General features: G+C 67.9%; 23 protein-coding genes. 12 read left to right on the forward strand and 11 right to left on the reverse strand.

The features are described 5' to 3' along the window. Positions 1-8 precede the first annotated feature (8 nt). The gene (locus AC3IFE_RS03655; RefSeq protein ID WP_089468025.1) at positions 9-1,559 is read left to right on the forward strand and encodes a SulP family inorganic anion transporter; all 1,551 of its coding nucleotides are present in this window, start codon (positions 9-11) and stop codon (positions 1,557-1,559) included. Between the two features lie 87 nt (positions 1,560-1,646). Here the strand turns inward: AC3IFE_RS03655 and AC3IFE_RS03660 are convergent, their stop codons facing one another. The 6 genes from AC3IFE_RS03660 to AC3IFE_RS03685 all read right to left on the reverse strand — a co-directional run bounded on the left by AC3IFE_RS03660 (position 1,647) and on the right by AC3IFE_RS03685 (position 8,680). Next, on the reverse strand, positions 1,647-3,191 hold the full coding sequence (locus AC3IFE_RS03660) for a 2-isopropylmalate synthase (RefSeq protein ID WP_489189623.1): 1,545 nt from the start codon (positions 3,189-3,191) through the stop codon (positions 1,647-1,649). Positions 3,192-3,518: 327 nt separating this feature from the next. After that, complete coding sequence (gene pssA, locus AC3IFE_RS03665; protein WP_089468027.1) at positions 3,519-4,391, reverse strand: CDP-diacylglycerol--serine O-phosphatidyltransferase; 873 nt, start codon at positions 4,389-4,391, stop codon at positions 3,519-3,521. A gap of 15 nt (positions 4,392-4,406) precedes the next feature. Next, positions 4,407-5,051 (reverse strand): phosphatidylserine decarboxylase, encoded by a 645-nt coding sequence (locus tag AC3IFE_RS03670; protein ID WP_006491035.1) that lies wholly within the window; start codon positions 5,049-5,051, stop codon positions 4,407-4,409. A gap of 139 nt (positions 5,052-5,190) precedes the next feature. After that, positions 5,191-6,207, reverse strand: coding sequence for a ketol-acid reductoisomerase (gene ilvC, locus AC3IFE_RS03675; protein ID WP_034190794.1), 1,017 nt, complete (start codon positions 6,205-6,207; stop codon positions 5,191-5,193). Positions 6,208-6,313: 106 nt separating this feature from the next. Beyond that, positions 6,314-6,805, reverse strand: coding sequence for an acetolactate synthase small subunit (gene ilvN, locus AC3IFE_RS03680; protein ID WP_006398781.1), 492 nt, complete (start codon positions 6,803-6,805; stop codon positions 6,314-6,316). 111 nt (positions 6,806-6,916) lie between these two features. Continuing rightward, a complete protein-coding gene (locus tag AC3IFE_RS03685) occupies positions 6,917-8,680 on the reverse strand; it encodes an acetolactate synthase 3 catalytic subunit (protein WP_089468028.1) in 1,764 nt (587 codons plus the stop codon). Positions 8,681-9,035: 355 nt separating this feature from the next. Here AC3IFE_RS03685 and AC3IFE_RS03690 point away from each other — a divergent pair, with 355 nt between their 5' ends. From AC3IFE_RS03690 to AC3IFE_RS03740, 11 genes are all read left to right on the forward strand, one after another. After that, complete coding sequence (locus tag AC3IFE_RS03690) at positions 9,036-9,599, forward strand: RNA polymerase sigma factor (RefSeq protein WP_027784998.1); 564 nt, start codon at positions 9,036-9,038, stop codon at positions 9,597-9,599. Then, positions 9,596-10,015, forward strand: coding sequence for a DUF3619 family protein (locus AC3IFE_RS03695; protein ID WP_489189624.1), 420 nt, complete (start codon positions 9,596-9,598; stop codon positions 10,013-10,015). The genes AC3IFE_RS03690 and AC3IFE_RS03695 overlap by 4 nt, the downstream gene beginning before the upstream one ends. Positions 10,016-10,041: 26 nt before the next feature. Continuing rightward, positions 10,042-10,809 carry a DUF3106 domain-containing protein gene (locus tag AC3IFE_RS03700; protein WP_489189625.1) on the forward strand — a complete coding sequence of 256 codons (768 nt, stop codon included), beginning with the start codon at positions 10,042-10,044 and terminating at the stop codon, positions 10,807-10,809. Between the two features lie 6 nt (positions 10,810-10,815). Then, on the forward strand, positions 10,816-11,322 hold the full coding sequence (locus tag AC3IFE_RS03705; RefSeq protein ID WP_489189626.1) for an RDD family protein: 507 nt from the start codon (positions 10,816-10,818) through the stop codon (positions 11,320-11,322). A 227-nt stretch (positions 11,323-11,549) separates the two neighbouring features. Beyond that, positions 11,550-12,488, forward strand: a complete 939-nt coding sequence (locus AC3IFE_RS03710) for a UDP-2,3-diacylglucosamine diphosphatase (RefSeq protein ID WP_089468032.1) — start codon at positions 11,550-11,552, stop codon at positions 12,486-12,488. 28 nt (positions 12,489-12,516) lie between these two features. Continuing rightward, positions 12,517-13,551: a glycosyltransferase family 4 protein gene (locus AC3IFE_RS03715; RefSeq protein WP_089468033.1), complete on the forward strand. Its 1,035-nt coding sequence runs from the start codon at positions 12,517-12,519 to the stop codon at positions 13,549-13,551. Further along, entirely contained in the window at positions 13,548-14,084 is a 537-nt protein-coding gene (locus tag AC3IFE_RS03720) for a diacylglycerol kinase (protein ID WP_089468034.1), read from the forward strand. Before AC3IFE_RS03715 ends, AC3IFE_RS03720 begins: the two co-directional genes overlap by 4 nt. A gap of 202 nt (positions 14,085-14,286) precedes the next feature. Then, positions 14,287-15,045, forward strand: a complete 759-nt coding sequence (locus tag AC3IFE_RS03725) for a TetR/AcrR family transcriptional regulator (RefSeq protein WP_050016436.1) — start codon at positions 14,287-14,289, stop codon at positions 15,043-15,045. Further along, complete coding sequence (locus AC3IFE_RS03730) at positions 15,042-15,623, forward strand: LOG family protein (protein WP_089468035.1); 582 nt, start codon at positions 15,042-15,044, stop codon at positions 15,621-15,623. The genes AC3IFE_RS03725 and AC3IFE_RS03730 overlap by 4 nt, the downstream gene beginning before the upstream one ends. Positions 15,624-15,645: 22 nt before the next feature. Next, positions 15,646-16,407: an SDR family oxidoreductase gene (locus AC3IFE_RS03735; RefSeq protein ID WP_489189627.1), complete on the forward strand. Its 762-nt coding sequence runs from the start codon at positions 15,646-15,648 to the stop codon at positions 16,405-16,407. Positions 16,408-16,635: 228 nt separating this feature from the next. Then, on the forward strand, positions 16,636-18,528 hold the full coding sequence (locus AC3IFE_RS03740) for an ArnT family glycosyltransferase (protein WP_489189628.1): 1,893 nt from the start codon (positions 16,636-16,638) through the stop codon (positions 18,526-18,528). Between the two features lie 177 nt (positions 18,529-18,705). Here AC3IFE_RS03740 and AC3IFE_RS03745 read toward each other — a convergent pair whose 3' ends face one another. The 5 genes from AC3IFE_RS03745 to AC3IFE_RS03765 all read right to left on the reverse strand — a co-directional run bounded on the left by AC3IFE_RS03745 (position 18,706) and on the right by AC3IFE_RS03765 (position 23,839). Beyond that, positions 18,706-19,323, reverse strand: coding sequence for a DUF924 family protein (locus AC3IFE_RS03745; protein WP_489189629.1), 618 nt, complete (start codon positions 19,321-19,323; stop codon positions 18,706-18,708). After that, complete coding sequence (locus tag AC3IFE_RS03750) at positions 19,320-20,051, reverse strand: alanyl-tRNA editing protein (RefSeq protein WP_489189630.1); 732 nt, start codon at positions 20,049-20,051, stop codon at positions 19,320-19,322. Before AC3IFE_RS03750 ends, AC3IFE_RS03745 begins: the two co-directional genes overlap by 4 nt. Before the next feature lie 104 nt (positions 20,052-20,155). Beyond that, complete coding sequence (locus AC3IFE_RS03755; RefSeq protein WP_006488211.1) at positions 20,156-20,566, reverse strand: group II truncated hemoglobin; 411 nt, start codon at positions 20,564-20,566, stop codon at positions 20,156-20,158. Positions 20,567-20,609: 43 nt separating this feature from the next. Beyond that, positions 20,610-23,225 carry an ABC transporter permease gene (locus tag AC3IFE_RS03760; RefSeq protein ID WP_489189631.1) on the reverse strand — a complete coding sequence of 872 codons (2,616 nt, stop codon included), beginning with the start codon at positions 23,223-23,225 and terminating at the stop codon, positions 20,610-20,612. Continuing rightward, the gene (locus tag AC3IFE_RS03765; RefSeq protein ID WP_089468041.1) at positions 23,222-23,839 is read right to left on the reverse strand and encodes a DUF4126 domain-containing protein; all 618 of its coding nucleotides are present in this window, start codon (positions 23,837-23,839) and stop codon (positions 23,222-23,224) included. Before AC3IFE_RS03765 ends, AC3IFE_RS03760 begins: the two co-directional genes overlap by 4 nt. Positions 23,840-23,932: the final 93 nt, after the last annotated feature.

A 23,932-nucleotide genomic window follows, 5' to 3' on the forward strand; every position in this document is an offset into this window, starting at 1 on the left:
CCCCAACCATGAAACTGAACGAGCGCCTGTCCACCCTGCCGCGCGACATCGTCGCCGGCATCGTCGTTTTTCTCGTCGCGCTGCCGCTCTGTCTCGGCATCGCCAATGCCTCCGGCGTCGAACCGTTCGCCGGGCTCGTGTCCGGCATCGTCGGCGGCATCGTCGTCGCGCTGCTGAGCGGCTCGTCGCTGTCCGTCAGCGGGCCGGCCGCCGGCCTCGTCGTGATCGTCGTCGAAGGCATCGCGCAACTCGGCAGCTTCTCCGCGTTCCTGCTCGCGGTGCTGCTGTCCGGCGTGCTGCAGTTCGGCTTCGGCATGTTGCGCGCCGGCCGTTTCGCCGCCTACGTGCCGTCGCCCGTCATCAAGGGCATGCTCGCCGCGATCGGCCTGCTGCTGATCGTGAAGCAGATTCCGTTCGCATTCGGCATCGGCGGCCAGCCCGCGCAATCGTTTGCGAGCTGGCTGGCGCTGCCGACCGCATGGGCCGCCACGGCGATCGCGCTTGCGTCGCTGGCGCTGCTGATCGCATGGGACACGCCGGCACTCAAGCGCTTCGCGTGGGTGCGTTCGGTACCGGCTCCGCTCGCGGTCGTCGTGCTCGGCATCGGCGCGACGCTCGTGCTCGGCATGGTCGCACCGGCAGCCGCGCCGGGCGCCGCGCATCGCGTCACGCTGCCCGAATTCGACTCGTTCGCGGCGCTCGCGGCATCGCTCAAGCATGCGGAACTCGGCCCGAACTTCGCGCACCTGGTCAATCCGGACGTCTGGCGGGTTGCGATCACGCTCGCGGTCGTCGCGAGCCTCGAGACGCTGCTGTGCCTCGAAGCGGTCGAACAGATCGATCCGAAGCGGCGGCCGACGCAACCCGATCGGGAGCTGAAGGCCCAGGGCGTCGGCAATCTGGTCGCGGGCGCGGTCGGCGGCCTGCCGATCACGTCGGTGATCGTGCGCAGTTCGGCCAACGTCAACGCCGGCGCGCAAAGCCGGATGTCCGCGATCGTGCACGGGATCCTGCTGCTCGCGAGCGTATTCGCGCTCACCGGCCTGATCAACCTGATCCCGCTCGCGAGCCTGGCCGCGATCCTGATCCACACCGGTATGAAGCTCGCGAAACCGGCGCTGTTCCGCTCGGTGATGAAGCAAGGCCCGGCCGCGTTCGCGCCGTTCGCCGCGACGATCGTCGGCGTGCTCGCAGTGGACCTGCTGTTCGGCATCGCGCTCGGCCTTGCGTGCAGCGTGCTGGCCGTCGCCGTCGCGAATCTGAAGAGCCCCGTCACGCTCGCGCAGCATGACGACCACTTCCTGCTGTCGTTCCGCAAGGACGTGTCGTTTCTGGGCAAGGTGCAGGTCAAGCACCACCTGCGGCACATTCCGGACCGGGCGGCGGTGATCATCGACGCGACGCGTGCCGACTACATCGACCACGACGTGCTCGAACTGCTCGATGGGTTCGTCGCCGATGCGCCGCGGCGCGGGATCGCGGTCGAGTTCCGCCGGCGTCAGCCGGCGGCACGCACGGCTGCGCGCCGCTGGCTGTTCCGCGCGCCGGCCGCCGAATGAGCGGCCAATGAAAAAACGCCCCGGGCGGCGCAGGGCCGCACGGGGCGTTTCGGAGCCGTGTAACGCGCGCGCGGCGGCGCGCGACGCTTACGAGCGCTGCGGGTTGACCTTGTCGTCCTTCGAGTGCAGCTTGTTCAGCGCGGAAATGTACGCCTTCGCGGATGCGGCGACGATGTCCGGATCGGTGCCGACGCCGTTGACGATCCGCCCGCTCTTCGACAGCCGGACCGTCACCTCGCCCTGCGCCTGCGTGCCGGTCGTGATCGCGTTCACCGAGTACAACAGCAGCTCGGAGCCGCTACCGACTTCGCCCTCGATCGCATTGAACGTCGCGTCGACCGGGCCGTTGCCGCGCGCCTCGCCGGTCACTTCCTTGCCCTCGACCGCGAACACGACCTTCGCCTGCGGCTGCTCGCCCGTTTCCGAACGCTGCGACAGCGACACGAACTTGAAGTGCTCCTGCTCCTGCGCGAGCGCCGATTCCTCGGACACGATCGCGATGATGTCCTCGTCGAAGATCTCCGCCTTGCGGTCGGCCAGATCCTTGAAGCGCATGAACGCGGCATTCAATTCGGCTTCGCTGTCGAGCGATACGCCGAGTTCCTGCAGGCGCTGTTTGAACGCGTTGCGGCCCGACAGCTTGCCGAGCACGATCTTGTTCGCGGTCCAGCCCACGTCTTCCGCGCGCATGATCTCGTAGGTGTCGCGCGCCTTCAGCACGCCGTCCTGGTGGATGCCCGACGCGTGCGCGAACGCGTTCGCGCCGACCACCGCCTTGTTCGGCTGCACGACGAAGCCGGTGATCTGCGACACGAGCTTCGACGTCGGCACGATCTGCGTGGTGTCGATGCCGACATCGAGGCCGAAGTAGTCCCTGCGCGTCTTCACGGCCATCACGATCTCTTCGAGCGACGTGTTGCCCGCGCGCTCGCCGAGGCCGTTGATCGTGCACTCGATCTGGCGCGCACCGCCGATCTTCACGCCGGCGAGCGAGTTCGCGACCGCCATCCCGAGGTCGTTGTGGCAATGCACCGAGAAGATCGCCTTGTCCGAGTTCGGAATGCGCTCGCGCAGCGTCTTCACGAGGTTGCCGTAGAGTTCCGGCACGCCGTAGCCGACCGTGTCGGCGATGTTGATCGTCGTCGCGCCTTCGGCGATCACGGCTTCCAGCACGCGGCACAGGAAGTCGAGATCCGAGCGGCTGCCGTCTTCCGGCGAGAATTCGACGTTGTCGGTGAACTTGCGCGCGAAACGCACCGCGAGACGCGCCTGCTCGAACACCTGGTCCGGCGTCATCCGCAGCTTCTTCTCCATGTGCAGCGACGACGTCGCGATGAACGTGTGGATCCGCGCGCTGTTGGCCGGCTTCAGTGCGTCGGCGGCGCGCTGGATGTCCTTGTCGTTGGCCCGCGCCAGCGAGCAGATCGTGCTGTCCTTCACGAGACCGGCGATCGTGTGGATCGCGTCGAAATCGCCGTTCGAGCTGGCCGCGAAGCCGGCCTCGATCACGTCGACCTTCATCCGCTCGAGGTGCTTCGCAATGCGGATTTTCTCTTCCTTCGTCATCGACGCACCGGGCGATTGCTCGCCGTCACGCAACGTCGTATCGAAAATGATCAGCTTGTCTGTCATGGGGGGCTCCAGGGCTCTTTATACGGAAGTCAAACGTAATGAGATCGCGCCACCGCTGGCGACGCTCAACAACAGACGAGGCTTGAGACGGGGGGCGAGAACGGTCAGCGCGGCAGGCGCGCCAAAGCTAGCGCGCGTAGCGGCGCACCGGCTAGAAGGAGGGAGAAGCGGGGAAATGCGGTCATGGCGGAGACTATAGCGACATTCCGCTGGCCGCGCAATCGGACGGCACCCGGGAATCGACGCGGCCCGGCTCGAAAAAGGGGCAAATGAAAACGGCGGCTCCGAGGCCGCCGTTTCCGGGCAGATCAACGATCGTGCGCGGCGTCAGTGATCGCGCTGCGACGACCGCGCCGGATTCGCCCGCCCACGAATGGCCATGTAGGCCCAGAACACGTAGCCGGACAGCCCGTACAACACGAACAGGCAGAACAGCATCAGCGGCGGATCCGACGACACGAGCACGAACGCGACGACGACGAGCAGGATCGCCGCGAACGGCACGCGGTGCCGCACGTCGAGCGCCTTGCCGCTGTAGAACGGCGCGTTCGACACCATCGTCACGCCCGCGTAGATCGTCAGTGCGAACGCGACCCACGGCAGCCAGCCGAGCTTCATCGGCACGCGGTTGTCGGTCGCGAGCCACACGAAGCCCGCGATCAGCGCGGCGGCGGCCGGGCTCGGCAGCCCCTGGAAGAAGCGCTTGTCGACGCTGCCGATGTTCGTGTTGAAGCGCGCGAGGCGCAGCGCGGCGCCCGAGCAATAGACGAACGCGGCGAGCCAGCCCCAGCGGCCGAGATCCTTCAGCACCCACTCGTACATCACGAGCGCGGGCGCGACGCCGAACGACACCATGTCCGACAGGCTGTCGAACTGCTCGCCGAACGCGCTCTGCGTATGCGTCATGCGCGCGACGCGCCCGTCCATCCCGTCGAGCACCATTGCGACGAAAATCGCGATCGCGGCGATCTCGAAGCGCACGTTCATCGCCTGCACGACCGCGAAGAAGCCGCAGAACAGCGCGGCGGTCGTGAACGCGTTCGGCAGCAGATAGATGCCGCGCGTCTTCAGGAACCGCTGGCGCGCGGCGCGGCGGCTTTCGAGCGGCGCCGCATCGGGCGCCATCACCTTGTTGCGGCGGAACGGGCGTGGCGTCTGGCCGGAGCCGTTGCGCGGCCGACGCGGTTTGAATGCGGCCATCGTGCGCCCCGCCCCTTACTGTTCGAGCTCGGCGAGGATCGTCGACGACGCGTAGACCTTCTCGCCGATCGACACCTTCGCGCGGCTGCCGAGCGGCAGGTACACGTCGACGCGCGAACCGAAGCGGATGAAACCGTAGCGCTGGCCGCGCGACAGCGGCTCGCCGGCGCGCACGTAGCAGAGGATCCGGCGCGCGATCAGGCCGGCGATCTGCACGGACGTGACGGTCTTGCCGCTCGCCGTCTGGATCACGACCGCGTTGCGCTCGTTCTCGGTCGACGCCTTGTCGATCGCCGCGTTCAGGAACGCGCCGGGGAAGTACTCGACCTTCGAGATTGCGCCATCGACCGGCGAACGCTGCGAATGGACATTGAAGACATTCATGAACACGCTGATCTTCAGCGCTTCGCGGTTCGCGTACGGATCCTGCGCGGTCTCGACCGCGACGATGCGGCCGTCCGCCGGGCACAGCACCGCGTTCGGCTGCGCCGGGATCGGGCGCTGCGGATCGCGGAAGAACTGGACGACGAAGACGAGCAGCAGCCAGAACGGCCACGCGAAGCCGAAGCCCCCGACGGCATGGATCAACAGCGCGATGACGGCTGCAATCGCGATGAACGGCCAGCCTTCGCGCGCGATGATCGGATGAGGATAGTTCATGGATTCGTTCTGTGTTCGGTGAATTGCAAAGCCCGTAGCATAACAAAAGCCGCCCGGGGCACTGCTGCCTTCGGACGGCTTTTTGATGCCGGCCCTTCGCTTGAAGGGCCGGAACAGCACCTTTTGCTGCTGACGGTGTTTAGTTCTTCGTCTGGTCGACGAGCTTGTTCTTCGCGATCCACGGCATCATCGCGCGCAGCTTCGCGCCGACCTGCTCGATCTGGTGCTCGGCCGTCAGGCGGCGGCGCGACTGCAGCGTCGGCGCGCCTGCCTTGTTCTCGAGAATGAAGCTCTTCGCGTACTCGCCCGTCTGGATGTCGGTCAGGCACTGCTTCATCGCCTTCTTCGTCTCTTCCGTGACGACGCGCGGCCCGGTCACGTATTCGCCGTACTCGGCGTTGTTCGAGATCGAGTAGTTCATGTTCGCGATGCCGCCTTCGTAGATCAGGTCGACGATCAGCTTCAGTTCATGCAGGCACTCGAAGTACGCCATTTCCGGCGCGTAGCCGGCTTCGACCAGCGTCTCGAAACCTGCCTTGATCAGCTCGACGGTACCGCCGCACAGCACGGCCTGCTCGCCGAACAGGTCGGTTTCGGTTTCTTCACGGAAGTTCGTCTCGATGATGCCGGCACGGCCGCCGCCGTTCGCCGCCGCGTACGACAACGCGATGTCGCGTGCCGCGCCCGACTTGTTCTGTGCCACAGCGATCAGGTGCGGCACGCCGCCACCTTGCGAGTACGTGCCGCGCACGGTGTGGCCCGGCGCCTTCGGCGCGATCATGATCACGTCGAGGTCGGCGCGCGGAATCACCTGGCCGTAGTGGACGTTGAAACCGTGCGCGAACGCGAGCGCCGCGCCTTGCTTGATGTTCGCGTGCACTTCCTTCGCGTACACGTCGGCGATCTGCTCGTCCGGCAGCAGCATCATGACGACGTCCGCGCCCTTCACCGCTTCCGCGACTTCCTTGACCGACAGGCCGGCGTTTTCGGCCTTGCTCCACGACGCGCCGTCCTTGCGCAGGCCGACCGTCACGTTCACGCCGCTTTCCTTCAGGTTCAGCGCGTGTGCATGGCCTTGCGAGCCGTAGCCGATGATCGTGACTTGCTTGCCCTTGATGAGGGAGAGGTCGGCGTCTTTGTCGTAGAAAACGTTCATGATGGTTCCTTCGCTAATTCAAAAAATTCAATAATTCGTTCGGATGGAGTACTGCGGGCCGGGACATGACGGCGCACCCGGCGTGCCATTTTTGGCTATGTCGGCATCACACCTTCAGGATGCGCTCGCCGCGTCCGATGCCGGAGCTGCCGGTGCGCACGGTCTCGAGGATCGCGCCCGCGTCCAGCCCCTGAATGAATGCGTCGAGCTTGTCGCTCGCGCCCGTCAATTCGATCGTGTAGGTCTTTTCGGTCACGTCGATGATGCGGCCGCGGAAAATATCCGACATCCGCTTCATTTCTTCGCGCTCCTTGCCCACTGCACGTACCTTGATCAGCATCAGCTCGCGTTCGATGTGTGCACCGTCGGTCAGGTCCACCACTTTCACCACCTCGATCAGGCGGTTCAGATGCTTCGTGATCTGTTCGATCACGTCGTCGGAGCCAATGGAAACGATGGTGAGCCGCGACAGCGATTGGTCTTCGGTCGGCGCCACCGTCAAGGTTTCGATGTTGTAGCCGCGTGCGGAGAACAGGCCGACCACGCGCGACAGCGCGCCCGGTTCGTTCTCCAGCAGGACGGAAATGATGTGTCTCATGTTCGCTTCTTCCAGAATGTGTCCGTGTCGATTCACTCGCGCCGCGCGCCGCCGCGTGCCGCACCGCCCTTCGTGAAGGCGGCCGCATCGGGCCGGGCGCGCGTCGCGCCGTTACAGATCTTCCGATCCGAGCAGCATCTCGGTGATGCCCTTGCCGGCCTGTACCATCGGCCAGACGTTTTCGGTCGGATCGGTCTGGAAGTCGAGAAACACGGTGCGGTCCTTCAGGCGCAATGCTTCCTTCAGCGCCGGCTCCACATCCGAAGTCTTTTCGATCCGCATGCCGACGTGGCCGTACGCTTCGGCGAGCTTCACGAAATCGGGCAGCGCATCCATGTACGAATGCGAATAGCGCTTGCTGTATTCGATCTGCTGCCACTGGCGGACCATGCCGAGATAGCGGTTGTTCAGCGAAATGATCTTCACGGGCGTGTCGTACTGCAGGCAGGTCGACAGTTCCTGGATGCACATCTGGATCGAGCCTTCGCCCGTGATGCACAGCACGTCGTCGTCCGGATGGGCCATCTTCACGCCCATCGCCGCCGGCAGGCCGAAGCCCATCGTGCCGAGGCCGCCAGAGTTGATCCAGCGACGCGGCTTGTTGAAACGGTAGAACTGCGCGGCCCACATCTGGTGCTGGCCGACGTCCGAGCACACGAACGCATTGCCGTCCGTCAGCTCCCACGCCTTCTCGACCACGTACTGCGGCTTGATGATCTCGCTTTCGCGGTCGAACTTCAGACAGTCCTTCGCGCGCCAGCCCTCGATGTCCTTCCACCATTGCGCGAGCGCCTCGGTGTCGGGGCCATGCTCGGCCGTCTGCAGCTGCTCGATCAGTTCCTTCAGCACCTCCTTCACGTCGCCGACGATCGGAATGTCGACCTTCACGCGCTTCGAGATCGACGACGGGTCGATGTCGATGTGAATGATCTTGCGCGGGCGCGACGCGAAGTGCGCCGGGTCGCCGATCACGCGGTCGTCGAAGCGCGCGCCGATCGCGATCAGCACGTCGCAGTGCTGCATCGCCATGTTCGCTTCGTAGGTGCCGTGCATGCCGAGCATGCCGAGGAATTTCCTGTCCGACGCACGATAGCCGCCGAGGCCCATCAGCGTGTTCGTGACCGGGTAGCCGAGCAGATCCGCGAACTGATTCAGTTCACGCGACGCATCGGCGAGGATGATGCCGCCACCCGTGTAGATGTACGGACGCTTGGCCGTCAGCAGCAGCGACACGGCCTTGCGGATCTGGCCCGAATGGCCCTTCGTGACGGGGTTGTACGAACGCAGCGACACGCTCTTGATCGGCTCGTACTGGCACGGCGTCTTCGAGATGTCTTTCGGGATGTCGATCAGCACCGGGCCCGGACGGCCGGTGCGGGCGATGTAGAACGCCTTCTTGACGGTTGCCGCGAGGTCGCGCACGTCCTTCACGAGGAAGTTGTGCTTCACGCACGGACGCGTGATGCCGACGGTGTCGCATTCCTGGAACGCATCCTGACCGATCGCGGCAGTCGGCACCTGGCCGCTGATCACGACCATCGGGATCGAATCCATGTATGCCGTTGCGATGCCGGTCACCGCGTTGGTGACACCGGGGCCGGACGTCACGAGACAGACGCCGACGTTGCCGGTGGAGCGCGCATACGCATCGGCTGCGTGCACGGCCGCCTGTTCATGGCGCACCAGCACGTGCTGAATCTTGTCCTGCTTGTACAGCTCGTCGTAGATGTAGAGAACCGAGCCGCCGGGGTAGCCCCAGATGAATTCGACGTTTTCGTCGGCCAGTGCCTTCATGAGCACGGTGCCGCCGATGGAGTCGCTATCGGGAGGGGAAAGGGGTTCCGACGTGGAGAATTCCGCGCTGGGCATGTTCATTTTGACCTTTCGAATTTTCGGCAAAAAATTGATCGGGTGCTCTCTGCCGGGCTTGTGGCTCGGGTTCAAGCGGCGCGTCCAGTTTGAAGGGCGGGCTTCTTGGGCCAGCCTCAAATGAGACCATCACTTCATGTTGCGAATCGCTGACGATAGCCGGTCGCGATGGGGCCGTCAAGCAAAATATCCCGCAGCGCATCATGCGCGCCGCCCGGCGCCCGCCCGGCGCGGCTCGCGCGCAACGTGCGGCGCCCGACCCGGTGCCAAGCCGCGCGAAAATTTGATAGCATCCGCGGGTTTTACGAAATTTTTCGACCTTTTACACCACGCAGCGGGCCGCAGCGCATACCTTCACGGAATGGCATCAGACAAGGAACTCGCCGACTTTCTGGCGGGCGTCGAAAGGCGCGCGTTCAAGCAGGCTGCGTACGCCGTACGTGACGACGATGCATCGCTCGACATCGTGCAGGACGCGATGATCAAGCTCGCGGAAAAGTACGGCGACCGGCCAGCGGCCGAGCTGCCGCTGCTTTTTCAGCGGATCCTGCAGAACGCGATCCACGACTGGTTCCGCCGGCAGAAGGTCCGCAACACGTGGGTGACGCTCTTCTCGTCGCTGAACAACACCGACGACGACGACTTCGACCCGCTCGAAACGCTTGAATCCGCGGACGACAACGCGGGCGTCGAGAGCAGCGAGCACCGCCTCGAAAGAGAGCAGGTCCTGGCCCTGATCGACGAAGAAATCCAGAAGCTTCCGACGCGTCAACGGGAAGCGTTCCTGATGCGTTATTGGGAAGATATGGATGTCGCCGAGACTGCCGCCGCAATGGGGTGCTCCGAGGGCAGCGTGAAGACGCACTGCTCGCGAGCCACTCACACCCTGGCGCAAGCGCTCAAGGCCAAAGGAATCACGCTATGAGCTCCGCAAACCGAGAACACGAATTCGCGCTGAAGGTGCGTCGCGCGCTGGACGAGCGCGCGGCCGCGCTGCCTGCCGCGACCACCGATCGGCTGGCCGTGGCCCGCCGGGCCGCGCTCGCGCGCAAGAAGCCCGAACCCGCGAGCGCGCCGGTGTTCGTGCCGGCCTTCGCCGGCGCGGCCGGCGCCTACGGCCCGACGCCCGCGAACCGCGTGCCGACGTCGTTCGCCCGCCGCCTGCTGCGCGCGTGGCCGCTCGCGTTGCTGCTCGCGGGGCTCGTCGGCATCGCGTACTGGGAAGACATGCAGCGCACCGCCGAACTCGCCGACATCGACGCGGCGATGCTCAGCGACGACCTGCCGCTCAATGCGTATCTCGATCACGGGTTCAACGCGTATCTTTCGCGCGCTCACTAACAGACAATAACGAGGGGATCGCACGGGTGAGTCAGAAGCGCGGCCTGGCCGTATTTTTCGGATGCGTGATCGCGATCGCCGTTTCCTACGTCGCCACGTATCCCCGATTCCACCCGGCCCCCGCGACGGCGCCCGTCGCGACCACCAGCCCCGCCGCGCCCGCGTCGACCGCGACCGGGCTGACCGCCGAACTCCCGCCGCTGCCCCTTCCGCTGCCGTTGCCGGCCGCCACCGGCCCGCTGTCGTGGGCACGCCTCACGCCGGCGCAGCACGCGGCCCTCGCGCCGTTCGCCGACCAGTGGGACGGCTTCAGCGACGCCCGCAAGCGTAAATGGCTGAAGATCGCATCGCGTTTCGCGAAGTTGTCGGTGGATAACCAGAAGCGCCTGCAGGAGCGGATGACCGAATGGGCGAAGATGACGCCCGAACAGCGCCGCGTCGCGCGCGAGAACTACCAGAGCGCGAAGGAGCTGTCCGCGCAGGCGCGCGAGCGCGCGTGGAAGGCCTACCAGCAACTCCCCGAGGAGCAGAAGGAACGGCTTGCCGCCGCCGAGCGCCGCCGCCGGCCGAGCGTCGTCAGCGCGCCGCCGACCGTCGCCGACCGTGACGTCCGCCGCCTCGTCAACTCCCACGAACACCCGGCGAGCGGCGCGGCTGCCGCCCCGGCGCCCGCGTCGGCCGGTGCCGCCGCGCAGCCGGTGCCGGCATCGTCGACGTCCGGCACCGCATCGGCACCGGCCGCGGTCGTGCCGGTGTCGCCCGCCGACGCGCCTTCGCTGTTCAAGGGCTCCTGAGCGGCCGTGGCGAACGCCCGCGCGCCCGAGACCCCGGCCGCCGCGCCGTCCGTACGGCGGCGCCTCGCCGCGCTGCTCTACGAAGGCGTGCTGCTGTTCGGCGTCGTGTTCTTCGCCGGGCTCGCGTTCAGCCTGGCGACGCAACAACGCAACGGCCTCGTTCATCACAATCTGCTTGCCGCGTGGATCGCGCTCGTCGTCGGCGCGTATTTCGTGTGGTTCTGGACGCACGGCGGCCAGACGCTGCCGATGAAAACCTGGCGGCTGCGGCTCGAATCGTCGAGCGGCCGGCCGCTGAGCGCCGGCCACGCGATCGTCCGCTACGCGCTCGGCTGGCTGTGGTTCCTGCCGCCGCTCGCGCTGCACCCGCTGCTCGGCCTGTCGGTACCCGTCACGCTCGCGCTCGCCGCCGCATGGATCGTCGTGTGGGCCGGCGCCGCCCGCTTGCACGCCGGCCGCCAGTTCCCGCACGACCGGCTCGCACGCACCCGCGTCGTCGCGATACCGCGCTGACGCGCCGCATTCGCCAGACGAAAGCCGGTCATCCATCCCGCCCCCGATCGAGCCGGACGGCCTTGCCGGACAAGCGCCGGCCGTTCGGTGCGGCAGCTAACGCAACGCCCGCTCGTTCACGGCTAAACACCCTTCAACGGTCGTAATAAGAACGTCTCGTGACTGTCACGGCACAGTCACGCCCGCATGGCGGAATGCCGGGTAATGTCAACCGGCGCGAGTCATGCATGGGCCAGAAAACGTCCGCGACTTCATTGTTTCGTCATCCCATCGGCGCCCGCGCCGCCACCGCGTTCCTGTCCGGTTCGGGGGCAACCGACGGCGTGGTGTCGCACCAGCCGCCGGTCGCGCACACCACGCAGCACGACGACCCCGAGCCGTCGGCCCATCGCTACCGCACCATCTGGCTGTCCGACATCCACCTCGGCTCGAGCGGCTGTCAGGCGCCGTACCTGCTGGATTTCCTGCGTCACAACGACTCGGAATACCTGTACCTCGTCGGCGACATCATCGACGGCTGGCAACTGAAAAAAGGCTGGTACTGGCCGCAGGCGCACAACGACGTCGTGCAGAAGATCCTGCGCAAGGCGCGCAAGGGCACGCAGGTCGTCTACATCCCCGGCAACCACGACGAAGGCGCGCGGCAGTTCTGCGATCTCGCGTTCGGCGACATCCAGGTGCGCGGCGAGGCGTTCCACACGACACTCGCGGGCAAACGTTTGTGGATCGTGCACGGCGACCTGTTCGACGGCGTGATCCAGCACGCGAAATGGCTCGCGTACCTCGGCGACACGCTCTACACGCTGATCCTCGTGCTGAACCGCTGGTTCAACCGGATCCGCAGCCGGCTCGGCTTCCAGTACTGGTCGCTGTCGCAGTACCTGAAGCACCAGGTCAAGAACGCGGTCAACTTCATCTCGCAGTTCGAGACCGTGATGACCGACGAGGCGCGCCGCCGCGGCTGCGACGGCGTCGTGTGCGGCCACATCCACAAGGCCGAGATTCGCGACATCGACGGCGTGATGTACTGCAACGACGGCGACTGGGTCGAAAGCCTGTCCGCGCTCGTCGAAACGATGGAAGGCGAATTGAAGATCGTCTACTGGACGGTGATGCGCAGCGCGCCGTCGGAGACCACGTCGCGCAAGGCCAAGGCCGCTGCCTGACACAACCCTACTTACAGGACATGCCGCGATGAAGATCATGATCGTCACCGACGCGTGGGAACCGCAGGTCAACGGCGTCGTGCGCACGCTGAAGAGCACCTCCCGCGAACTCACCGCGCTCGGCCACCGCGTCGAAATGCTGACGCCGCTGGAATTCCGCACGGTGCCCTGCCCGACCTACCCGGAAATCCGCCTGTCGATCCTGCCGTACCGCAAGCTGCGCGCACGGATCGATGCGTTCGCACCCGACGCGCTGCACATCGCGACCGAAGGCCCGCTCGGCCTCGCCGCGCGGCGCTATGCGCGCGCCCGCAAGCTGCCGTACACGACCGCGTACCACACGCGCTTCCCGGAATACGTGCAGGCGCGCTTCGGCATTCCGCTGGCGGCGACCTACAAGTTCCTGCACTGGTTCCACGGCCCGTCGCTCGCGGTGATGGCGCCGACGCCGGTCGTCAAGCAGGACCTCGAGAAATTCGGCTTCACGAACGTCGTGCTGTGGACCCGCGGCGTCGACCTCGACATCTTCCGGCCGATGGAGTCGAAGGTGCTCAACACGGCGCGGCCGATCTTCCTGTACGTGGGCCGCGTCGCGATCGAGAAGAACGTCGAGGCGTTCCTGCGCCTCGACCTGCCCGGCTCGAAGTGGGTCGCGGGCGAAGGCCCCGCCCTCGCGGAGCTGAAGTCGCGCTACCCGGAGGCGAACTATCTCGGCGTGCTGTCACAGACGGAGCTCGCGAAGGTGTATGCTGCGGCCGACGTGTTCGTATTCCCGAGTCGCACCGACACGTTCGGCCTCGTGCTGCTCGAAGCCCTCGCCTGCGGCACGCCGGTGGCCGCGTATCCCGTCACGGGCCCGATCGACGTGCTCGGCGGGGGCGATGCCGGCGCGATGCACGAGGACCTGCAGGAAGCCTGCCTCGAGGCGCTGAAGATCGAACGCACGACTGCGCGCGCGTGGGCGGAACGCTTCTCGTGGCGCGCCGCATCCGAGCAATTCGCGTCGCATCTGAAGCCGCTGCCGAAGACCGCGTACTCGCCAGCCGAAGGTGCAGCCGTTTGAAACGAGACCTGAACGACAAGATCCCGCCCCCCGCCGCGACGCCGTCGCGGCACCGCCCGTTCGACGAGGAAGAGCCGCATGCCGACGCGGACGTGCAACCGCACGAGCCGCTCGGCCCCGACGACCGGCTCGCGGCGCTGCCGCCGAATCCGTACAAGCGCCACCGCGGCATCACGCGTGCGTGGTTCGCGCTCAAGCATTCGCTGAACGGCTTTCGCGTCGCGATCCGCGAGGAAAGCGCGTTTCGCCAGGAACTCACGCTCGCCGCGCTGATGCTGCCGATCGGCGCCTTCGCGCCGGTGCCGGCCGCGTCGCGCGCGCTGCTGATCGGCTCGGTGCTGCTGGTGCTGATCGTCGAGCTGCTGAACTCGAGCGTCGAAGCGGCGATCGACCGCATCTCGCTCGAGCGCCACGAACTGTCGAAGCGCGCGAAGGACCTCGGCAGCGCGGCCGTGACGGTCGCGCTGTTCGCGTGCGTGACGACGTGGGGCTTCGTGCTCGGGCCGGTCGTCGCACGCTGGCTCGGCTTCTAGGCAAGCGCCGGGCGCCTTTCGCCACGCCTGCATGCGGCGCCGCACCATGCGCCGCGCGGAGGCCGCGATCACGAAATGCCCCGACGTGGCGAAACCCCGGTTTATAATCGTCCGCCAGACATAGAACAGCAACCCGCGCCGGACGAATCACGCAGCATCGATTGCAGCGCCCGCCAGTCCGGCACACACAGGGCCGGACGACATGGAAGCGAAACCTCCCCGCCGCACCCGCGAACGGATTCTCGAGTTGTCGTTGAAACTCTTCAACGAGATCGGCGAGCCGAACGTCACCACCACGACGATCGCCGAGGAAATGGAAATCAGTCCAGGCAACCTGTACTACCATTTCCGCAACAAGGACGACATCATCAACAGCATCTTCGCGCAGTTCGAGCAGCAGATCGAACGGCGGCTGCGCTTTCCCGAAGATCACCGTCCGACGATCGACGAAACCTGGTCGTACCTGCAGTACATGGCCGATTTCATGTGGACCTACCGGTTCCTGTATCGCGACCTCAACGACCTGCTCGCCCGCAACCGCACGCTCGAAACGCACTTCAAGCAGATCATCAGCCACAAGGTGCGCTTCGCGCACGACATGTGCGAGCTGCTCGTCTCCGATGCCGAAATGGTCGCGACGCCCGCGGAGATCGAGGTCATCGCCACCAACATGGCGGTGATCTCGACGTACTGGCTGTCGTACCAGTACGTGATGCATCCGCGCAAATACAACGATCAGGACGCGATCCGCGAAGAGCTGCACCAGGTCAGCATGCACGTGATCTCGATCATGGCGCCGTACCTGCGCGGCCGTTCGCGCCAGCTGTTCGACGATCTCGTGTCCGGCAAGCTGCCGAAGCGCCAGTTCACCGATTACCTGCCGCCGCGCGACGGTTCGCCGCGCCCGGCGGGCGGCCCCGTCGCCACCGGCCAGGCCCCCGCCAAGGACGCGAAGCAATGAAGGCGGTCTGCGTTTACTGCGGCTCGTCGTCCGGCGTGCGGCCCGTCTATGCCGACGCCGCGCGCGCGTTCGGCCGCGCGCTCGTCGATGCGGGCCTCACGCTCGTATACGGCGGCGGCCGCGTCGGCCTGATGGGCGTGATCGCCGACGAAGTGATGGCCGCCGGCGGCCGTGCGGTCGGCGTGATCCCCGAGTTGCTGGTCGACAAGGAAGTCGGCCATACGGGGCTGTCGGAACTGCACGTCGTGCCCGACATGCACCATCGCAAGAAAATGATGGCCGACCTCTCCGACGCGTTCGTCGCGATGCCCGGCGGCGCCGGCACGCTCGAGGAGCTCTTCGAGGTCTACACGTGGGCCCAGCTCGGCTATCACCGCAAGCCCGTCGCGCTCTACAACATCGATTCGTTCTACGATCCGCTGATCGCGCTGCTGCGTCATACGGTCGACGAAGGCTTCATGCGGCCGGCCTATTTCGACGCGCTGTGCGTCGAACCGGAACCCGTCGCGCTGATCGAGCGGCTGCGCCGCTACCAGCCGCCCGCCCGCGACAAGTGGGCGCCCGACGCCGCGAAGTAACCGTCGCCGGAAACCGCACGCGATGACCGCACCGTCCGACCGCAAGGCTGTCCTCATCACCGGCGCGAGCCGCGGCATCGGCCGTGCGACCGCCGTGCTCGCGGCCGAACGCGGCTGGGACGTCGGCATCAACTATGCACGCGACGCAGCCGCGGCCGAACTGACCGCGCAGGCCGTGCGCGACGCGGGCGGCCGCGCGTGCATCGTCGCGGGGGATGTCGCGAACGAGGCGGACGTCGTCGCGATGTTCGACACCGTTGCGGCCGCGTTCGGGCGCCTCGACGCGCTCGTCAACAATGCCGGCATCGTCGCGCCGTCGATGCCGCTCGCCGACATGCCCGCCGACCGCCTGCGGCGGATGTTCGATACCAACGTGCTCGGCGCCTACCTGTGCGCGCGCGAAGCCGCGCGTCGGCTGTCCACCGACCGCGGCGGCCGCGGCGGCGCGATCGTCAACGTGTCGTCGATCGCGTCGCGGCTCGGCTCGCCGAACGAGTACGTCGATTACGCGGGCTCGAAAGGCGCGGTCGATTCGCTGACGATCGGCCTGGCCAAGGAACTCGGCCCGCACGGCGTGCGCGTCAACGCGGTGCGCCCCGGCCTGATCGAGACCGATATTCATGCAAGCGGCGGCCAGCCAGGGCGCGCGGCCCGGCTCGGCGCGCAGACACCGCTCGGCCGCGCGGGCGAAGCGCGGGAGATCGCCGAGGCGATCGTCTGGCTGCTAGGCGATGCGGCGTCCTACACGACGGGCGCCCTGCTCGACGTTGGTGGCGGCCGCTAAGCTGACGCGCGGCGCCACAATAAAGCGATCGAAAACACCCCATGGTCGCCGCGCCACAAATCTCCACAATTCCGCGACACTTCCAGTAAACATCCGTAACAATTCCGTGCTCTACTAGCGGCCATTCAGACAGGTGTCTCAAACACGCTGTCCGTTACCCCGGATGTAGCCCCTTATCGGTCCAGCCCATGTCGCCGGACCGGCTCGACTCGACCCGAGATCTTTTCCATGCCTGGAACCGCAGCGCCCAGCCGGCGACGCACGCCCGTGCCCGCCCCGGCCGCACACACCCGCTCGATCGCCGATACCGACGTCATCGCGACGCTGGACGTCGCCGGCACGCCCGTCGCGGCCTCGACCGCCGCCATCAGCGCCCCGCGCGACCGTGCGCTGCTGCTCGGCTGGCGCGCATGGCTGTTCGTCGTCGCGCTGGTGTGCGCGTACACGCTGCCCGGCGTGCTCGGGCACGATCCGTGGAAACAGGACGAAACCTACACGTTCGGCATCATCCAGCACATGCTCGAGACCGGCGATTTCGTCGTGCCGACCAATGCCGGCCTGCCGTTCATGGAAAAACCGCCGCTTTACGCGTGGGTCGCGACCAGCCTCGCGTGGCTGCTGCAGCGCGTGATGCCGCTGCACGACGCGGCGCGCCTCGCGAGCGCCTTGTTCGCCGCGCTTGCGTTCGGCTTCATCGCGCGCGCGGCCCGCGTGGCCAGCCGGACCGAGAGTTGGTTCGACCTGCGCGTGATCGGCCCGGTCGTGCTGAGCGCGAGCACGCTCGTCGTCATCAAGCACGTGCACGACATGATGACGGACGTCGCGCTGTTTGCCGGCACCGCCATGGCGTTCTGCGGACTGCTCGAACTCGTGATGCGGCACGTCGCGCGTGCGCAGCAGTTGCGTCACGGGCTGCCGGCGCATCCGGCGGGCCGCTGGGCCGCGCCGATCTTCGGCGCGGGCGTCGGCATCGCGCTGATGGCGAAGGGGCTGTTCGTGCCGCTCGTGTTCGCGGCCACGCTCGTCTGCACGGTGGTGCTCTATCCGGCCTGCCGCACCCGGTCGTTCGCCCGCGCGCTCGGCGTCGCCGCGCTCGTGTTCGCGCCGTTCGCGCTGATCTGGCCGACCGCGCTGTTCCTGCGCTCGGAAACGCTGTTCATGACGTGGTTCTGGGACAACAACGTCGGCCGCTTCTTCGGCTTCTCCGTTCCCGAGCTGGGCGCGGAAAACGACAAGCCGTTCTTCATCCTGCGCGCGTTCCTGCTCGTCGGGTTCCCGGTCGCCCCACTCGCGATCGTCGCGCTCGCCCGCGGCGCATGGCGCGACTGGCGTACGCCGCGCATCGCGCTGCCCGTGATGTTCGCCGGCATCGGGCTCGTGGTGTTGCAGGTGTCCGCGACGTCGCGCCAGCTCTACATCCTGCCGTTCTTCGCACCGCTCGCGCTGGTCGCCGCGCAGGCGATCGACCGCCTGCCGCGCCGGCTGCATCTCGCATGGGATTACCTGAGCCGCCTCCTGTTCGGCACCGTCGTCGTGCTCGCGTGGGCGATCTGGGCGGTAATGGCCGATCCGGCCGCGTCGCGCGCGAGTCTCGCGCTGCTCGGACGCTGGCTGCCGCTCGACTGGACGATGCCGATCCAGCCCGCGCTCGTGACCGGCGCGCTCGCGCTGACGGTCGGCTGGCTGACGCTGCTGCCGAAGCTGCGCACGACGGGCCTGTGGCGCGGCGCGCTGTCGTGGGGCGCCGGCGCGCTCGTCGCGTGGGGGCTCATCTATACGCTGCTGCTGCCGTGGCTCGACGTCGCGAAGAGCTACCGTTCGGTGTTCGACGACCTGAACGCGCATCTCGCGCTCGAATGGAACGACGGCGACTGCATGGCGAGCCTGCACGGGCTCGGCGAATCGGAAGCGCCGATGCTGTATTACTTCTCCGGCATCCAGCACACGCCGATCGACGACGCGAAGACGACGCGCTGCACGTGGATGATCGTGCAGGGCGTGCGGGCCGTCGATCCGGCGCCCGGCAACGAATGGAAACTGTTCTGGACCGGCGCCCGCCCGGGCGACAACGACGAACTGCTGCGCGTCTACGTGCGCACGCCCGAACAGCACCAGCGGTGACACAGGGCGGCGCGATGCGCTGCCCTTGCCGCCTTCACTTTCTTCTTCGGCACGGGCCGCGTTCATCCGTCCGAGCGACCGGCGCGCAGCCTTTGCTGCAATACCGGCGCCGACACGAACCCGCAAGCGTCCCAGGGTTCGCCGCGCCCTCCCCTCATCCCGCCGACGTCCGGATCATCAGAACGACGAGCCGGGCTCCCGCAGAAACGCCGCTTCCTCGTCGGTCGACGCACGGCCGAGAATCGCGTTCCGGTGCGGAAAGCGGCCGAAGCGCTCGACGACCGCCGCATGCAGCAACGCGTAGCGGTGATAGCGCTCGCACCCGGCCTCGTCGCGGATGCCCGCGCACAGGCGCACGGCCTCGCGCTGGCTCTCGACCGACTCGTCGTGCTCGAACGGCAGATACGCGAACGCACGGTGATGCCCGCTCGGCAACCGCGCGTCCCAGCCGGCCGCGACGACGCGGCGGGCCAGCGCGAGCGCCTTCGGATCGGCGGCAAACGCGCGCGGCGTGCCGCGATGGATGTTGCGCGAGAACTGGTCGAGCACGACGATCAACGCCAGCGCGCCCGACGGCGAATCGGTCCAGTGATCGCACGCGCCGTCGCACGCAGCGTCGAGCAGCGCGCCGTAACGCGTGCGCAACACGTCGTCGAACGCCGCGCCGCCATTGAACCAGACCTTGCGGTTCTGCCCGAACTCGGCCGAGCCCGGCGCGCCGAACCAGAAATCGAGAATCTCCCGTGCCTGCGGATCGAGCGTCGCCGCGCCCGCTTTCCCGGTATCGATCGTCATGCAAACTCCAGAACGAGGCGCCGTGTGCGCGCACTCTTCTTTTCCAGTTTCGCGACCCGCAGCCCGCCGATTTCGGACGTGTTGCGCACGTGCGTGCCGCCGCACGGCTGCAGGTCGACGTTCTCGATGCGCAGCAGCCGCACGCGGCCGAGACCCATCGGCGGCTTCACGCTCATCGTGCGCACGAGTTCGGGCCGCTCGGCCATCTCGTCGTCGGTGATCCACTCGGTCGTGACCGGATGCGCGCCGGCGACGAAGCCCGCGAGGCGCCGCTCGACGTCGTCGCGGTCGATCGCGTCGGACGTCGCGAAATCGAGCCGCACGTAGTCGGCCGTCACGCTGCAGCCGTCGACCGCGTACGGCAGCACCGCGCACATCAGGTGCGCGGCCGTATGCAGGCGCATGTGCCGGTAGCGGCGCTGCCAGTCGATCGCCGCGGCCACGCGCGTGCCGGGGGCGAGCGTCGCGATGCGCGCGTCCTGGCCCGGCGCGGGCACGTGCACGGCGTCGTCCGGCGTCGCGCCGTCGAACTTCGCCTTGCGCGTATCGGCAATCGCGATCGTGCCGCCGTCGGGCAGCGTCAGCGTGCCGGTGTCGCCGGCCTGGCCGCCGCCGAGCGGATAGAACACGGTGCGATCGAGCCGGATGCCGTCGTCGCCGACGGCCTCGACGATCGCGTCGCATTGCGTGCGGTACGCGTCTTCGCGAAACAGCGCTTGTGTCGTCATCGGACGAGCCTCGTATCGATGGGGGAAGCGGCCAGTGTCGCGCCGGGCCGCACGCGCGCCCAGACGCAGATCGTCCCGCGCACGGGCAGCGGCGTACCGGTCGATCAACCGGGCCGGTTGCGCATCCAGTCGGCCGTGTCGTAGAACGAATGCATGAGCCGCTCGCGCAGCGGCTCCGGCAGCCCGACATCCTCCATCGCCCACGCCATGCAGCGCAGCCACTGGTCGCGCTCGACCGACGCGATCGGGAACGGCAGGTGCCGCGCGCGCAGCCGCGGATGACCGAACCGGCTGATGTAGTGGTCGGGGCCGCCGAGCCAGCCGCACAGGAACCAGAACAGCTTGTCGCGCGAACCGTCGAGCGACGGCGGATGCAGCGCGCGAATCTGCGCGAACTCGGGCTCGAGGTCCATCAGGTCGTAGAAGCGGTCCACCATTTCGCGCACGCGGGCTTCGCCGCCCACGAGCTCGAACGCCGTCGGCTGCGACGGCGCATCGTCATTCACATCGGTCATACGGATAGTCGGAAAACGGGATCTTCGGGGCCGCCGGCGACGCTCATGCGTCGCGCAGCGACTGCAGCGCGGGGCGCCGCAACACATTATGCAGGCTCAGCCAGCCGGCCGCACCGGCGCAGACGACGCCGGCCGCGATGCCGGCCGGCACGAGCCACGGGTCGACGGCGAGCTGGAAGTCGAACACGCGCGACGCGAGCACCCAGCCGACCGCGATCGCGCCCGCCGACGCCAGCACGCCGGCCAGCGCGCCGACCACGACGAATTCCGCGCGCTGCACCGCATTGACCTGGGCGCGCGACGCGCCGAGCGCGCGCAGCAGCGCGGCCTCGCGCACGCGCTCGTCGCGCGAGCCGGCGAGCGCGGTGTACAGCACGAGCACGCCGGCCGCGAGCGTGAACAAGAACAGGAACTGCACGGCGCCGACCACCTGCAGCATCATCCGCTGCAACTGCGCGAGGATCGGCGCGACGTCGATCGCGGTCAGGTTCGGGTAGCGCGCGATCAGCGGATCGAGCAGCGCGGCGTTCGATGCGGGCAGATGGAAACTCGTCAGGTAGACGGCCGGGAAATCCTTCAGCACGGGCGGCGGCATCAGCACGAAGAAGTTGACGCGGAACGAACCCCAGTCGAGCTTGCGCACGCTCGTGATCGGCGCATCGACCGTCAGCCCCGTCACGTCGAAGCGCAGCGTGTCGCCCGGTTTCACGTTCAGCGTCTTCGCGAGGCCGGCTTCGATCGAGATCTGCGGCGTGGCCGCGGTGCCGAACCAGTCGCCTTCGACGATCCGGTTGTCGGACGGCAGTTCGGTCGTATACGACAGGTTGAATTCGCGATCGACGAGCCGGCGCGCCTCTTCCGACGGGTACGCGTCCGGATTCACCGGCTTGCCGTTGATCGCGACGAGGCGGCCGCGCACCATCGGCGCGGGCACCGCGTCGCGCACGCCGTGCGCGGCCAGATAGGCGGCGACATCGGCGCGCTGATCGGGCTGGATATCGATCAGGAACTGGTTCGGCGCATCGGGCGGCGTCGACTGCCGCCAGCCCGCCACGAGGTCGTTGCGCGTGATCGCGATCAGCAGCAGGCACATCAGGCCGAGCGCGAGCGCGGTGATCTGCAGCGCGCTGGCCGTGCCGCGCCGGTGCAGCGACGCCAGCGCGTAACGCCAGCCGACGCCCGCGGCCACGCGCGCATTGCGCACCGCGCGCGCGGCGGCGAACAGCACGAGCCGCGCGATCAGCGCGAATCCGACCAGCGCGCCGGCAAAACCGCCCGCGACGATCAGGCCGAGCTTCAGGTTGCCGGCGGCCGCGATCAGCAGCCCTGCGAACAGCACGACACCGATCGCATACCCGGCCCATGCGGTGCGAGACGCGTCGCCCCACTCGCGCCGCAGCACGCGTACCGGCGGCACGCGCGTGAGCGGCACGAGCGGCGGCAGCGCGAAACCGAGCAGCAGCACGAGCGCGGCGCCCATGCCGATCAGCGCCGGCCACAACGTGGGTGGCGGCAGCACGACGTCGATCAGGCTGCCGAGCGCGGCCAGCAACGCCCAGTGGCCGCCGTAGCCGAGCACCGCGCCCGCGGCGCCCGACACGATGGCGACACCGACGAATTCGAGCGCGAACAGCGCGCCGAGCGTGCGGCGGCTCACGCCGAGGCAGCGCATCGTCGCGCAGCCGTCGAGATGGCGCCGCATGTAGCGCTGCGCGGCCATCGCGATCGCGACCGCCGCGAGCAGCGCGGTCAGCAAGGCAACGAGCGTCAGGAAGTGGCGCGCGCGATCCAGCGTCTGCCGCACCTGCGGCTGCCCTTCCTGCAACGACTCGAGCCCGACGCCGCGCAGTTTCCCGCCGTCGACGCGCGCGTGCGCATAGGTTTCGAAGCGCGCGACGGCCGGTGCGTCGCCGGCAACCAGCAGCCGGTACGTGACGCGGCTGCCGTAGCCGGTGAGTCCCGTCGCGGCGAGCTCGTCCGCGCGCATCATCAGCCGCGGCGAAAAATTGACGAACGAAAAGCCGCGATCGAGTTCGCGGGTGATCGCCGCGGCGACCGTGAACGTGCGCAGCCCGACGCGCACCGTATCGCCCGCCTTCAGATGCAGCGCGTCGAGCAGCGCCGGGTCGGCCCACACCGTGCCCGGCGCGGGGATCGCGGAGGCCTTCTGCGCGGCGGTGGCGCCGGCCGGCAGGATTTCGACCGCGCCGCGCAGCGGATAGCCGGGCGACACGGCTTTCACGGCCGCGAGGCGCGACGGCGCGGCGTCGGCGGCCTGGCCGCCCGCGGCGGACGCGATCATGCTCGGGAAGATGGCGGTCGTCGCGGTACGCAGGCCGAGCGCGCGCGCCTCGCGGTCGAACGAAGGATCGACCGGACGATCGGCGCGCACGACGAAATCGGCGCCGAGCATCTGGCGCGCGTCGCGCTCGAGGCCCTGGCGCAGCCGATCGGCGAGAAAGCCCACGCTCGTCAGCGCCGCGACCGCGAGCACCAGCGCGAGGACCAGCAGTGTCAATTCGCCCGCGCGCCAGTCGCGCGCGGTCATCCGGGCAGCCTGGTGGATCAGGTCGCGCAGGCCGAAGCGGCCGGCATGCGCGCGCCCGTCATGGCCGGGGTGCCCGGCCGGCGGCTGCGCCGCGTGTTGCGGCCCCTTCAATCGCGTTTCCCTCCGATCGAGTTGAGCCGCGACACCATGTGGTTCGCCATCCCGCGAAAGCCGCCCGACACGCCGCGCCACAGGCGCGGCAGCGCCCACGCCGACGCCGCGATGAACGCGGCGAGCAGCACGAGGAACGCGAGCGGAACGAAGAACGCGAGGACGAGCCCGCCGACCACGAGACCGTCCTCGGTCGACGACGCGACCCAGTTCGAAATCGGTTCGGGAGACAGGTTGATCAGCGCGCGCGTGCCGGCTTTCGCCACGTGCGCGGCGCCGGCGAGCGAGCCGCCGGCGAGCCCCGCGACCGCCAGCATGGTCGGATCGGCATGGCCGAGCGCGCCGGCCGCGAGCACGGCGCCGGCCGGAATGCGGATGAAGGTATGCACGGCATCCCACAGCGAGTCGAACGCGGGGATCTTGTCGGCAAGGAATTCGGTGACGGCGAGCACGGCCGCGGCGCCGATGACCCACGGCGACATCAGCACGGCCAGCGTGTCGGGCAGATGGAGCCAGCCGAACCGCGCCAGCACGCCGGCGATCAGCACCGTCAGGTACAGGCGCAGGCCGCTCGCCCACGCGAGTCCCGCGCCGAGCGAAATGGCTTCGATCATGGCCCTCTCCTTGCACTTTCCGTGCGTTTTGCCGATTGATCGGATCGGGGCGGACAGACCGGCCGCGCGGCGCGTGGCGGCCGGCCCCGCGTG

It is taken from the genome of Burkholderia sp. APQ4-4ca (assembly GCF_057837105.1).

Coding starts and splice junctions, on each gene's coding strand:
- AC3IFE_RS03725 (WP_050016436.1), top strand. CDS start 14,287: ATGGAAGCGAAACCTCCCCGCCGCACCCGCGAACGGATTCTCGAGTTG.
- AC3IFE_RS03655 (WP_089468025.1), top strand. CDS start 9: ATGAAACTGAACGAGCGCCTGTCCACCCTGCCGCGCGACATCGTCGCC.
- AC3IFE_RS03715 (WP_089468033.1), top strand. CDS start 12,517: ATGAAGATCATGATCGTCACCGACGCGTGGGAACCGCAGGTCAACGGC.
- AC3IFE_RS03710 (WP_089468032.1), top strand. CDS start 11,550: ATGGGCCAGAAAACGTCCGCGACTTCATTGTTTCGTCATCCCATCGGC.
- AC3IFE_RS03755 (WP_006488211.1), bottom strand. CDS start 20,566: ATGACCGATGTGAATGACGATGCGCCGTCGCAGCCGACGGCGTTCGAG.
- AC3IFE_RS03660 (WP_489189623.1), bottom strand. CDS start 3,191: ATGACAGACAAGCTGATCATTTTCGATACGACGTTGCGTGACGGCGAG.
- ilvN (WP_006398781.1), bottom strand. CDS start 6,805: ATGAGACACATCATTTCCGTCCTGCTGGAGAACGAACCGGGCGCGCTG.
- AC3IFE_RS03670 (WP_006491035.1), bottom strand. CDS start 5,051: ATGAACTATCCTCATCCGATCATCGCGCGCGAAGGCTGGCCGTTCATC.
- AC3IFE_RS03690 (WP_027784998.1), top strand. CDS start 9,036: ATGGCATCAGACAAGGAACTCGCCGACTTTCTGGCGGGCGTCGAAAGG.
- AC3IFE_RS03695 (WP_489189624.1), top strand. CDS start 9,596: ATGAGCTCCGCAAACCGAGAACACGAATTCGCGCTGAAGGTGCGTCGC.
- AC3IFE_RS03735 (WP_489189627.1), top strand. CDS start 15,646: ATGACCGCACCGTCCGACCGCAAGGCTGTCCTCATCACCGGCGCGAGC.
- AC3IFE_RS03740 (WP_489189628.1), top strand. CDS start 16,636: ATGCCTGGAACCGCAGCGCCCAGCCGGCGACGCACGCCCGTGCCCGCC.
- AC3IFE_RS03745 (WP_489189629.1), bottom strand. CDS start 19,323: ATGACGATCGATACCGGGAAAGCGGGCGCGGCGACGCTCGATCCGCAG.
- AC3IFE_RS03685 (WP_089468028.1), bottom strand. CDS start 8,680: ATGAACATGCCCAGCGCGGAATTCTCCACGTCGGAACCCCTTTCCCCT.
- AC3IFE_RS03750 (WP_489189630.1), bottom strand. CDS start 20,051: ATGACGACACAAGCGCTGTTTCGCGAAGACGCGTACCGCACGCAATGC.
- AC3IFE_RS03765 (WP_089468041.1), bottom strand. CDS start 23,839: ATGATCGAAGCCATTTCGCTCGGCGCGGGACTCGCGTGGGCGAGCGGC.
- AC3IFE_RS03730 (WP_089468035.1), top strand. CDS start 15,042: ATGAAGGCGGTCTGCGTTTACTGCGGCTCGTCGTCCGGCGTGCGGCCC.
- pssA (WP_089468027.1), bottom strand. CDS start 4,391: ATGGCCGCATTCAAACCGCGTCGGCCGCGCAACGGCTCCGGCCAGACG.
- ilvC (WP_034190794.1), bottom strand. CDS start 6,207: ATGAACGTTTTCTACGACAAAGACGCCGACCTCTCCCTCATCAAGGGC.